Raw genomic sequence first — 12,683 nt, 5'->3', positions numbered from 1 at the left:
TAAACTATAGACTGGCACGGAAATAATCTAAATTCACTTAGAATCCGGAACCAGCCCTAAAAATTTTGGAATGAAACCTCCCTTTTCAGACCACGCCGCCTAACCCAGGAATTCGATCGAATCCCTGTAACTGTATCTCAGAGATTGCAAGTCGAATTTCCGACCAAATATTTCTCCCCGTTCGGCATTATCACTGTTTGGATCGAATGCAGATCGCAAGTGATTCGTTTATAAAAAGGAGGCCTCATTGTAAAGACTTCCGATTTCAAATCTACAAATTCACCGTTCAAATACGGGTACATTTCTTCGTAGGTTGTAGTATTCGGAAACAGAATCGTGGAGATCCAAGTGTTGCATTGTACGCTTACATTCGGAGCAGAAATCAAAGAACAGGTCGAGCCAAAACCTTGCCTTGTATCCTTAAAATCAGCTTGCTCCTGCTCCGGATGTGAATAGGAGATCGGGTCTCGAGATGGGATCGGTCCTTCACAAGAATACAGTGCGCTAGGATAGAATTGGTCTGAGTATTTATACATTCGAATTTCTCCCAGCCTGCAATTCATGCTCGCGAAATTATTGATTCCTTCGCTTTGGAGAGAAGAAATGATCTGGTTCAATCTTGAATTTAACTCAGTCCAACCTGCAACCCAATCACTACTCGAACGAAGTGTTCCCGTAGTAGTTCCTCTACAAGAAAATCGCCCGTTGATTCCGAAAGCAGAAATAGTGCATTTTGCCGTTCCGGCTTCGGGCTTAGAGCGAAATGCAGACTCGATACTAGCCGTGTCATTTGTTGATAGGTTTGTTAGGTCTGGAGCAAGAGTCAGAGGATCCGTCAGACTGTCAACTCTTGAGACAAGAGAATCCAGATACGACTGATAGGATGCATTGAGAGATGCATCTCCCGATATTTGAGCGACCAGGGAATCAAAAGCGGGAATATTATGATCACGTAATGCAATCAAAAAATTCCTGAGAGTATCCTTTCTATACGTAAATAGGTAATGAAAGAAATTTCCAGAATATCGATAAAACTTAAAATCTCCGTAGCGAGCCCTCACGATTTCGGAAACGTCCATCCTATCGGATTCATCCGTTTCGATCTGAGAAACCAAAACTTTACGCGGAATGATTTCTTTCGTAGTCCCGCCTGCTAAGAATTCGGCAATTCCTTCGTCGAACCAAGTCATTCTTTGATCCGTATAGATCGGGTCCTCGGACCACATCCCTTGGACCAGAAATCTTCCCACTAGATAATGTACGTATTCATGACGCAGCAATTCTTCCAAAGTGTAAATACTTTCAGAAGGTGTCCGCTGGTATGTGTAAAAAGCCTTGTCCTGTTCTATGTAAATTCCTCCGTTATTCGTAGGAAGATTGAACAAGAAAGGATGATAGACTTGATAATCTTTCAAGGTGCCGTATACGTACATTGCAATCGAATCCGTAGGATCAGATGGGATAGGAGCATGAACTCCCACCAAACGAAAGAACTGCGATTCGACCTGCTTGAGTGCGTGATACAAAGGCTGGATGTCCGGAAGCGTCAAAGGAGTATGAACTACCTGAGTACCGTCGTCGAAAGAATAATGATTCGTGAAGGCTTTGGCCCGAACTGCATTTTTTGTGACGCTTAAGCAAATCTCTCCAATCTCCAACTGCGCACAATCCGATCTTTGAGTCACTCCCTTGACTGCCCAAAGGTAAGGCTCAGATAAGTAAGGATAAGCAACCAGAACCTCAGTCAAAGCGGAAGCGACTGCAGGCCGCCAAGTAGAAAGATAATAGTCGATCATGGTCAGATCAAAGATCGCATTATTCAGAATCCAGACCTCTGAATCGGTCAGGAAATTCGTAATTAGAGCCATTCTCCTTAGTTTATCAATTAATGATGCATCTATTGCTGCGCGAAAGGAAGGAAAACTAGGATGAGTTTGCCGACTGATCAAATTGAATATTGCACTCAAAGCGTTGCTCTGCCAGTAGCTATTCGTTACTCTCTCTGGATGATTCAAAGTAATTTCGAGGAAAGAAAGGATACTGGAATAAGCCGGCCCTCCGATTTTAGCGTTATTCGCTGTGATAAAAAAGGAATTCAAAATTTCGCCGGAGATATCGCCAGCGTCTAGAAAATTCGAAGTGCCTGCAAAAGTTTGCATCGGTGAAATCAAAGCTTGCGAGATTTGATCTTCATCGAATGGAAGGGAAGTATAATAGGCTTTTAAATAAAAGCCGGCCCAAAAGATTCTGAATAGTTGCAAAAAACTTAAATCGTTTGTACCGTTGTAAAGAGGAGCAATCGAAGAGAATCGATTGATTACTGCGATCATGTTTGCTTGGGAATAGATTGCGTTCGAATCCTGATTATAATCCCAGAGAAATTCGTCTAAGCAATCTAAATCATGAGTTTGCAAAAAAGTAACGAACTCCCCCGGCTGCAAATTTGAAACGTAGCTTCCGGTGCATTCGGCAATCCTTGCGGAATTCATGCTCTGCTTGGAGATCGAACCAAAGAATTGCACGGAAGGGACGATAATTCTTTTCTTCACGCTGAATTTTCCATCAAAGTCGAGATGATTTTCGATTTCAGCTCCCGCTTTTCTAAATCCGATAGGCTCGTGAAAAGAAGCTGCGCTTCTCGTGACTGATTTCACCCTATACTCATTCGTTGTACCGAATACAGTCTCCCACCAACTTCGATTTTTCTGCAAACGATCGTCTTCTCTGCTGCAACCAAGGAAAAAAATGAGAAAGACGGAAAAAATTAGGACCATTCTATCTATATGATTCTTCATGATCGATCGCTCCTCTTCAAATTCGCTGAAACTTACTTACATAAATCACTTTCTGACTTATACAAGAAACTTACTCCTGAAGCATCAGAAAAAAATCTTTGCCTCAAAATCATTCGAAGCTCTTAACTTTCTATAATAAAAAGCTAAATTTAGGACCGGATATTTTTTCAGAGAGACAAGATGGCACTCATTCTCTCTGAAATAATCTAACACCTATTTGTCGTAAGGCGAATATTTTCCAATTATAAGTTCAAGATAGATTCGGCGCGAACAAAATCCAACGCCCTTCTAATCCGAACTATCTATCACGGCGATTCGGTCCGACTGCTCTACCTTCAAAAGAAAGGCTCTCGGTGCAATTTTTTGCCCGCGAATTTCGATAGACAGTAATGTGGAGCGCTCTTACGATTGCCCCCATCCAAAATGAAGACCTCGGGGATGCTTCTTGTTCTAATTCTAATCTCATTGGCAAGTATGCAGTGCGCCGTTTTCGAGAAAAGAAACCGTATTTTAACGACGTACCTAGATACGAAGATCCAACCAGAAAGCACTGGGGCAAAGATCGCGTTAGCTCCTATCGTCATTCCGATTGGTTTGGTATCCATTCTTCTGGATGTTTTTATCCTTCACCCGATTTCAGAATTACCGGAGGCTGCGGACGATACCTACGTGATCCTCTGGAAAGATCCCAGTGGAGGAATTGTTCAACAGGCTTTCTTACTGATTCCGAAACTGGTAGCGACTCCGATTTTTTTTCTCGTGGACTGGTTAGGTCGGAGCGGCTTTGATTTTTGACAAAAAATACAGGCAAAAGATGCGCCCTTATTTTTGCGCTACTCACAGACTGTTTGTTCGTAAGAGCTTACTTTTCTGTTTGGTCCTCTTACTAGTTTCAAATTGCGCTGTCTTCAATCGCAACAATACACCTCTTTTAGTGAAGGTAGAAGAGAATCTGATTCCGGAAGAGACTCTTTCAAAAATTGCAGCTTCTCCTTTTTATATCACCGTAGGAATTTTGGCAGGTTTGATTGATATGATTATCATACATCCGGCGATACGAATTCCAAACGCAGCAAGAGATACGGTGGATGCTCTTTGGACACCGAGTCCAGAAACCGGTTATGTTACCAGAATGGCATTCATGCCCTTTACGATTATTCTAACTCCTTTCTTTTTTACGGGAGATTGGTTGTTCAGAAGCATGTTCGATGTAAACGGAAATCCGGATCAAAGTCGCAGCGTTTCAAAAGAGATCCCTGTAATTCCAGACAATATCGATATAGAATTAGTCATCTCTCAGAAAAACGCCAACGAAATCCATCGCTGGCTGCAGTACAAAGCGAGCGACCAGGACAACGAAACTGTACGGAAAATTTTTGATCTATTTATAGAGGACTATAGACTTCGTCAGGCTTCATTTCAGCTTCTTTCCAACTCAGAGCAGCGGTTCCAAAAGAATGAGGACTTTTTAATTTCCTATTTAAACCGCAACAGAGATTTGGACTATACGTTAACTTACGCTTTCGAGCTTCGAAAGTCAAAGGCAGCGAGCGCTGCCATGCTCAAATTAGTGACCACGCAGAAGCTAACCAACGAAGCAGCCAATCGCTATATTGATTCCATCTTTAAGATCAAGGATCCTCAGCATATCCAGATACTTTTGGATAAGTTAAGAAGTAAGTAATCTTTAGACACTTTCAGAGAATCGAAAGATTAGATCCTCATAGCAGATAAGCCGTCCTGCACACTGATCACTGGAGAATAACCTAACTCACGTTTGGCCTTCTCTATATTGATCGTACATTCGCGTGACATGATAGAGGCGGCAAACCTCAGTACAGGGGGCTCTTTGCGAATTCCGAATAATCTCCAGATTCCTTCGATCAGCCAAGCCGAAGCTCTAGCGATAAAGCCAGGGATTGATTTTTCTCCTGCGTTCATTTTTTGGGTTTCTAACATCGCTGTGATGAATTCTTTGAATGTGCTAGTTTGGTCATCGGTAACAAAGTAGACTTGTCCCGGAGTTCCTTTTGTTAATGCAAGCTCGGTGGCGTGAGTAAGATTCGCTATATTCGTCGTGGAAGTCTTTGGTCGTCCGCCATTGATCCACATAAATCTTCCTTCTTGGACCATGCTTTTTAGAACCGGCAGAACGGAAGTATCTCCCTTTCCCCAAACCAACCTCGGCCTAAGAACGATTGTTTCAAATCCAGGAGAATTTGCAGCGATCACTTTCTTTTCCGCTTCTGCCTTCGTTTGGCTGTACAAAAACGGAGAAGATTTTGGATAAGGATATCCTTCATCAACATTCTTTAATTCTTGTCCCGAAAAGATGCAAGCTTCTGTGCTCATGTGTATGAATCTTTTCACTCCTGCCTCTTTTGCGACTTTCAGAATCTGGTCGGTACCGTCTACATTCCCCTCCCAGAACTCTTTTTTAGTTCCCCAGGGTCCTACAAATGCAGCACAATGAATGATCGCATCGATCCCTACTAAATCGGATTTCTTTACGGAACCTAACTGCGACCGAATCGGTTCCACGCCCATTTCTCTTAATAATTGGTCGCTCTTTTCCGACCTTGACATCGCGCGCACCTTGTGTTTTTTCTTTAACTCTCTTGCGATGTCGCCTCCAACAAATCCGGAAGCTCCTGTGATAAATAGATTCATTTTTCCTCTCTTTGATTGAGCAGATTGCAAACCGAATTATACGAGGAACTATTCTCCGCGTCGTCCAAAATCAGGATTTCGGACCTCGCGCCGACAGATTTTAGAAACGAATTTTCGTTGATCCAATGATTTACGATCCGAAAAAGGAAAACATGGACCACGGTTTGGGTTTTGCAGTTTTATTTGGTTCTTTGTTAGCGATCTTGCTTGGAACCGGGCAACTATTCAAATCAAACAAAACGAATTCCCAATGGGTATTGATCGGAATGCTTTTCACTCTAGGCATTTGGCAAGGACAAACTGCACTTAGCTTGCTAGACTCACCTCCGCTGGTACTTTCCATCGTATCTATTTTGCATTTGCCTGCTTCCTATTCCTTCGTTTTTCTTTTTTACGCGTACGGCCTCCGACTGATCGATAAGGATTTTGAAGGAAGTTTTTTTCTAAAAGGATCTATTTGGTGCTTTTGCCTGGTCGCAATTTTGGAATTTGGCGCCTTGTTTCTTTTTGGAAATTCAGATGATTGGCAGTCCGTTGCACTGGGAACTTGGTCCGACGCTCGAAAATTCAAAGAATCGAATCGGTTCCTGGCATTCATCTCTTATGGACCTAGAATTTTTTCGGTAATCGCGGCACTTCTGATTTTCTGGAAATCCTTTCAGCTCAAAGAACCAAATTTGATTTCTTCCAAAAAACTTTTTGGAATTCGTTCGCTCAGCATTTTAGGAGCACTTGCTGCTTTCATAAGCGCCTGGGCTCAATGGGAAGGAAATTTAAAAAGTACAACTCATGCAATCGGTGCATTATTCGTAACTTTGGCGGTTTGCGGATTATATTTTGCTTCTCAGTGGTTACCTCCTTTTTTCGATTTGAACGAAAGAGGAGAAAAGCTATCGAATACGAGGCTGAAGGGAGTAAATAAGGAAATTCTAATTCTTAAACTCAACCAATGCATGGAAGCGGATCGGAGTTATAGGGTAGAAGATTTGACACTTTCTATGTTGGCTAACGAGATCACACAAAAAGGATTCAAAATTTCTCCCGAGCAACTTTCTGAATATATCAATTCGGAATTTAAGAAAAATTTCAATCAGTTCGTAAATTACTACCGTGTGCAAGAAGCCTGTGAATTACTGTTGAGAGAAAAAGATCGACCGATTCTTTCTATCGCTCTTTCCGTTGGTTTCAACTCAAAGAGCACATTCAATTCTGTTTTCAAGTCTAGTACAAGAATGTCACCGGTCGAATTCCAGGCGAAACACCTTAAGAAGTAATTCCGCAAAAGGAAATCAATTATTAGATACGGATTGGCTGATCCGCTTCAAAACTCTTTGAACATTCCGAGAATTCGGGTTCACCTCATTTGCTCTTGAAATGAAGTGCTTGAATTGTGAATTTCCTGAAGTCAGCAATACATCTGCGTAGTGCGAGAGATATGTGGCATTGGATGCTTTTCTCAAAACGAGGCACTCTGCGATTTGTCTAGATTCCTTGATTTTTCCCAATCGCTGGTACGCTAAAGAAAGAAGGTAAAGGTTATGATTATCGATCGGCTTATGCCTGTAGTATCTTTCTGCATAGACCGAAGCGATTCGATACTTTTTCTGCAAGTAGTTCAGTTTTGCCAGAGACTTCAGCACGATCGGATCTTTATATCCTAGTTTATAAGCTTTCTTTAAACTATTTGCAGATTCCACATAATTCAATGCAATTATGTTCTTCTTATACTCCTGCAAATGTTTTCGAATATCTTCCGAAAGCACTTTCTTTTTACCTATCCGTTTATCAAAAGATAGTCTCATCATGGAAAGGTCATCGATTAAATCCGCTTCCTTCCGAATTCGTTCATACATTTTATCAAGATCGCCTTCCGTTTCTTCTACCAAAGACAAGATCATAGTTTCGTTTTGTTTTTTGATTGGAGCACCCTGTTCGTCCAATCCATAATACAAGTCATCCTTTCCGTCTGACCCAGTTACTAAAACATCTCCGTTCTCCAATTGGAAAACATCAACGGAAAGATAATGATAACTCGCAGAACCTCCTCCATTTGTGTGAGAATAGAGACCAGGATCTACTCCCAATTTTAAGAAAGTGTGAGAGGGATACAAATACTGAGCTTTTCCATCTCTCAATAGGATTGGAGAAGGATAATCTGAATTTATCGAATACATTGCTCCGGTTTCGTCATCTACGATTCCGATCAGAATGGAGATCAGCATAGCTCCATCAAGATTTTCGAATACTTTTTGCAGCTCTATAAAGCAGTTTCTCACCCATAGTTCAGGCTGAAACTTTTGCCAATAGTCGGATAATTTAGTCCTCTGGACGATAGATTCGAATACTGACCCCGTAATCAATGCGCCGGCGGCACCTTGGATCGATTTTCCCATAGCGTCCGCGTTCATGAAGACTGTATATTTTCGCCCTTTTAGAACTATATTGTTAGCACTGCAAATATCGCCCCCAATTGTATGCTCCTCTTGCTTAAAGGTGAATTGCTTCTTTTGTTTCAATAGAAAGTTAATATGAACTGTATTGCTCGTGGTTTTGTCCTGACCTAAAGGATGCAGCAATAAGGAAGTTAGAAAATAATCTGCATCTTGTTGCTGCTTCATCTGGTGCACTTTATCCAACGCTACGGAAAGCTCCTCGGTGCGTTCTTTTACTTTTCCTTCCAAGTTTTCATAAAGTGTCGAATTCTCTAGAGAAATTGCCGCCTGGGCAGAGATTACGTTCACCATCTGCAATCTTTCCGCTGTGAACACATCGGTCACTAGACGGTTCTCAAGGTAAACCAGTCCGGTCAGTTTACCTTGGTGAATAATCGGCGCACAGATAATCGATCTAGGTCGAACGCTTTTAATATAGGGATCGTTTTGAAATTGAAGCTCCTGTGCTACGTTGCTGACTATCAAAGGAGTTCTGCTATGTATCACGTAGTTTATAATATTATGAGGTACTTTTGCACTTCCTTTGACTGGTTCTGAATTCAGAACGCTCATCTGGCCTTTAGCATCTCCTTCGGCTTCAATCAACCAGGAATGATTTCTATCCAGTATCAAAAGACCTTTTTCTGCTCCGGTATTTTCTATCAGATTCTGCAGAAGTTCCGATAACAGTTTATCCAATCGAATCTCGCTCGAAATCGCCTGCGAAGCTTTCAAAACAGTCCCCAAATCTAAAGAAGCGCTTACACTGGACGTTGTATATGATGACACGGAAATTGATTCGCCTGTCGATTTTGCACTAACTGGAGATTGGGCGGAGGGACCGGTCCTTTTTAAGTAAGCGCCGTACTTTTCCTCTATGTATCTTATTTTGTCGAAAGCTCCCCAGTTGCTGTACAAATAATGAGCTTCGGTCATGTAGCCGCTAGCGGCCTTGGCGCTTCCGCCGAGAATATAAAACTTTGCAGCTAATTCATTGGCGAGTGCTTCGTTTACTAGAAATCCGGCTTTTTGAGACTCTTTAATCGCCTTTTCGAAGCACTGGACAGCCTTGCTTACGTTGTTCGCAATCTGAGCTTGGAGCGCACTGATCAGCAAATTGTGACAGAGAAAATTCGCAGGATTTTTTCTACTATAGTAGGAAAGCAGAAACCGATTGATTTTGAAAGCGATTCTGTATTTCAGTCCAGGATATTTCCCTTTTGCGATGCGGTATGAAAGATAGGACAATACATAATAATAACGTAATGTGAAATCCAGCATATTTCCGAGAACTTCTATAACTATCTTAAATCCACCCCATCCGTTTTCGAGGGCCTGTTCCCATCTCTCGTGGTCGAAATCATTCACCATTCTAAAAAAATAAAAATATCCTCGAATGGTGTAGTTTCCATGGGTATGCATTTCTTTTTCATACCCTTCCTCACTAAACGGATAATCCAGTGGAACATCCAGTTCTTTCCCCATTAAAAAACTGATATATCTTAGAATGGAATATTGATTGAGAATTACTTCTCTGTCCTTATGCTTTCTAAAAAGGTGATAATACTTCGTGTTCTCTTCTAATATTTTACTGAGGGAATTGTCCGTAAAAAATATACTTTGCGCCCGACAAAAGGTTAAAGCATAATCCGCCCAATTGATTGTTCCCGCTTCGAGCGCACATTGAAGTGCCAATTCTACCTGGGACCTGTACTCAGCAATTGGACGAATCCAGTGCAAAGAAAAGTTCCCCATAATAAAATGGACCCTAGCCTTTACCGTTAAATCGTAATACTTTTCGTTTAGCTTTTCCGCCATTCGCAAAAAAGCGTAGCTCGTCTCTAACTCTTTTGTAACACCGGCCATTACTACCCCTACCACCGAATAAGCGAAAGGAGCATAAATAGAATTTCCGTTCTGAAGGCAATAAGTAGCCATTACTACGCTTATATAGCCCATCAAGTCCGGTTCAGTTTGGTAAGCAGATGGAACTAGATCGAATATGATACAGCAAATATTATAAACTCTTTTATCCGTTACTTTCTTTAAATCTAATATATCATCCGCTTTTCTCAATCCCAGTATCATTCTGAATTTAATGTATCTAAGCGCAATGTGCACCTTTTGCACATTCTTCGGAATACGCACGCCCAAAAGTTTAAGGATATCCCTACCCGCCTGTATCCCGTCTCTGTGCCTATTTTGAGAATAGAGTACATTTAAATAAATTTGATAAATCTTAACCTTATCATCCGTACTCGGGGTATTTTTTAGTAATAGCAAAACGTCCTGTTCACATTCGTCCAATTGCGCGGCGCTGTACTCGCAAAAAGCTCGGTCAAAGTATAAGTCAAAGGAGAGATTAAAATTTTCCCGCCAATGGCCCTCTGGAAGATACTCGATTCCTTTAGTCAAAAATGTAATCGCACTATTGTATGCTATGGAGAACTTAGCTTTTCTTCCGGCGAATAGATTTAATCCGGCAACTTTTAGTCTCTCTTCCTTTTCAGTAATCAGATCACTACCCAAGTTAAACTGATTCACGATTGCAAAGACAATTTCCGGAAGTTCTGCTTCTTCCGTTCTTTCCAATAAAAGTCTTCCAATCGTTAAATGAACTATTTTTTTCCGATCCTCTTTAATCTGAGCATAGGAAGCTTCCTGAACCCTATCGTGCAAAAACCGGAAATGCGCATCGTGAATTAAGTGCTCTAAGTGAACATCCGCTCTTTCTACGATTTCTCCTTCCTCAGTAGTTTCCTCCAATCCTCTGCTGGAAACTTGGTACATTTTATAATGATTATCTAATGGAATGATCAGACCCTCCTCGATCGCTTTCCATAAGACTGCCAAAGTATCCTGCTCTTTTTTCTCGAAAATAATCGAAAGTACTTTTAAGGAAAATTGAGCTCCTACGCAACTTGCCATCTCCAGAACTGTCTGAGTGTTTTCGGGCATTCTCCCGATTTTTTGGGCCATGAGTTCAACGACGTTACCTGTTACATTCTTCGCCTCGATGCTTTGCACGTTCCAGGACCAGCTCCTTGCAGAGTGATCAAACTGCACAAGTTTTTCGTCGTACAAGTTTCGCAGGAACTCGTTTACAAAAAATGCATTTCCGCCAGTTTTCGTGTGAACCAGCTGAGAAAGAGGCGCTGCCTCCTGTACACTACAACCTAGCGATTCAGAAACTAACAATGTGACATCCTCGGGAGCCAAGGTGCCTAATTTGATCGATTGCATAGGACATCCTGAGACTTTGGTCTCTTCCAATATGCCGACCAAAGGATGATGCGAATCTACTTCGTTATCCCTGTATGCACCGATCAGCAGAAAATTCCAGACCCCTCTTCCGGTAAGCAGTAGTTTAATTAAACTTAATGAACCTGAGTCTGCCCACTGCAAATCGTCAATAAATAGGACCAAAGGATGTTCCGGTTGAGATATCGCACCCAAGAATCTCTGAAAAACGTTATTCAATCGATTCTGAGTTTCTTGCGCGCCCAACTGAGGAACTGGAGGTTGTTTACCTATAATAACTTCCAAATCGGGGACGATATCGATGACGACCTGGCCGTCATTCTGCATAGCATTCAAAATTTTTGCTCTCCAGTCACCTAAAGCTTCTTCTTCCTCGGTCACTAGATATTCGCATAACTCTCGTAAGGCTAGGCGAATCGCATAATAAGGTATGTCCCTTTGATACTGATCGAACTTTCCTGAGATAAACAGACCTTTCTTTTCGGTGATCGGTTTATATACTTCATGAACAAGAGAGGATTTGCCGACTCCGGAATATCCGCTTACCAAAAGCAACTCCGTCGCACCATGACTCACTCGATCGAAAGCTGAAAGCAGAGCAGCTCTTTCCGTTTCCCTTCCGTACAATTTCTGAGGAATTTGAAACCTACCCGAAAGATCTTCCTCGCCTAACCGAAAGTCAGAAATTGTCCGTCCTTTCTTCCAATCGTGCAGGCACTTTTTTAAGTCAGATACTAGGCCGTAGGAAGATTGATAGCGATCCTCAGCAGTTTTTGATAGTAACTTCATTACAATTTCCGAAATCTTTTTCGGAATTCCAGGATCGACCTCGTGTGGAGGTAGCGGAACTTTAGCGATATGACTATGCACCAATTCCATTGGATCGGTGCTCAAAAAAGGAACCTTTCCGATCAACATTTCATAGTAGGTAATACCTAACGAATATAAGTCGGATCTATGATCGATAGATCGATTCATCCTTCCGGTCTGCTCCGGAGCAATGTAGGCCAAGGTACCTTCCATGACGGAAGCGCTAGAGTATCTTGCTTTTTCCTGGCTTAATCTTGTGGACAATCCGAAATCAGTTATGTAAGCATTTCCGTCGCTGCTTACTAAAAGGTTCGAAGGCTTTATATCTTTATGTATTACGCCTTTCTCATGAATCTTTCCTAAGGTTTCTGCGATCGAGATCGCGATATCCAAAAATTGCTCTGTGTTTAATTTCCCTTTTTTGAGTAGCTGGTTGAGTGAAGTACCCCCAACGTCTTCCAGGATTAGCCCAAATCCGTTATTATGCCGAAGCAAGTCTAGAGCCCGGACTACTCCGGGAAGATCCAAACTTTTTGTTATTTCGTATTCATGTTTGATTCGGGAAAGTTCTTTTGTAGAAGGATATTCGGCGATCAGGAGCTTTACGATTATACTGTCCTTGCCTTCGTCGCCTCTTTTGGCTCTGTAAACTAACGTTTCAGAGTTCTCGAATAGTTTTTCTTGAAGATGAAACCCTGTTAGCACCAGTATGTTT

General features: G+C 41.8%; 6 protein-coding genes. 3 read left to right on the top strand and 3 right to left on the bottom strand.

All coding sequences use genetic code 11. The features are described from left to right. Nucleotides 1–137: 137 nt before the first annotated feature. On the bottom strand, nt 138–2,798 hold the full coding sequence (colA, locus tag CH373_RS05410; RefSeq protein WP_423789760.1) for a collagenase ColA: 2,661 nt from the start codon (nt 2,796–2,798) through the stop codon (nt 138–140). A 435-nt stretch (nt 2,799–3,233) separates the two neighbouring features. Between colA and CH373_RS05405 the strand changes: the two genes are divergently transcribed. Both CH373_RS05405 and CH373_RS05400 read left to right on the top strand, forming a co-directional pair. Next, nucleotides 3,234–3,590 (top strand): hypothetical protein, encoded by a 357-nt coding sequence (locus CH373_RS05405; protein ID WP_243393270.1) that lies wholly within the window; start codon nt 3,234–3,236, stop codon nt 3,588–3,590. Further along, nucleotides 3,580–4,479: a hypothetical protein gene (locus CH373_RS05400; protein ID WP_100713075.1), complete on the top strand. Its 900-nt coding sequence runs from the start codon at nt 3,580–3,582 to the stop codon at nt 4,477–4,479. Before CH373_RS05405 ends, CH373_RS05400 begins: the two co-directional genes overlap by 11 nt. Before the next feature lie 29 nt (nt 4,480–4,508). Here CH373_RS05400 and CH373_RS05395 read toward each other — a convergent pair whose 3' ends face one another. After that, the gene (locus CH373_RS05395; RefSeq protein ID WP_100713150.1) at nt 4,509–5,465 is read right to left on the bottom strand and encodes an NAD-dependent epimerase/dehydratase family protein; all 957 of its coding nucleotides are present in this window, start codon (nt 5,463–5,465) and stop codon (nt 4,509–4,511) included. A 125-nt stretch (nt 5,466–5,590) separates the two neighbouring features. On the opposite strand from CH373_RS05395, the gene CH373_RS05390 reads away from it, so the two are divergent. Then, nucleotides 5,591–6,739: a helix-turn-helix domain-containing protein gene (locus CH373_RS05390; protein WP_100734073.1), complete on the top strand. Its 1,149-nt coding sequence runs from the start codon at nt 5,591–5,593 to the stop codon at nt 6,737–6,739. 15 nt (nt 6,740–6,754) lie between these two features. Here the strand turns inward: CH373_RS05390 and CH373_RS05385 are convergent, their stop codons facing one another. Beyond that, nucleotides 6,755–12,673: a trifunctional serine/threonine-protein kinase/ATP-binding protein/SpoIIE family protein phosphatase gene (locus CH373_RS05385; RefSeq protein ID WP_100713074.1), complete on the bottom strand. Its 5,919-nt coding sequence runs from the start codon at nt 12,671–12,673 to the stop codon at nt 6,755–6,757. Between the last annotated feature and the right edge of the window lie 10 nt (nt 12,674–12,683).

The sequence above is a fragment of the Leptospira perolatii genome (assembly GCF_002811875.1).
GTDB classification, from domain to species: domain Bacteria; phylum Spirochaetota; class Leptospiria; order Leptospirales; family Leptospiraceae; genus Leptospira_B; species Leptospira_B perolatii.
This window is presented reverse-complemented; position numbering and strand designations above follow the sequence as displayed.

Excerpts from the sequence above, each read along its gene's own strand:
- CH373_RS05405 (WP_243393270.1), top strand. The coding sequence starts at position 3,234 with ATGCTTCTTGTTCTAATTCTAATCTCATTGGCAAGTATGCAGTGCGCC.
- CH373_RS05395 (WP_100713150.1), bottom strand. The coding sequence starts at position 5,465 with ATGAATCTATTTATCACAGGAGCTTCCGGATTTGTTGGAGGCGACATC.
- CH373_RS05390 (WP_100734073.1), top strand. The coding sequence starts at position 5,591 with ATGATTTACGATCCGAAAAAGGAAAACATGGACCACGGTTTGGGTTTT.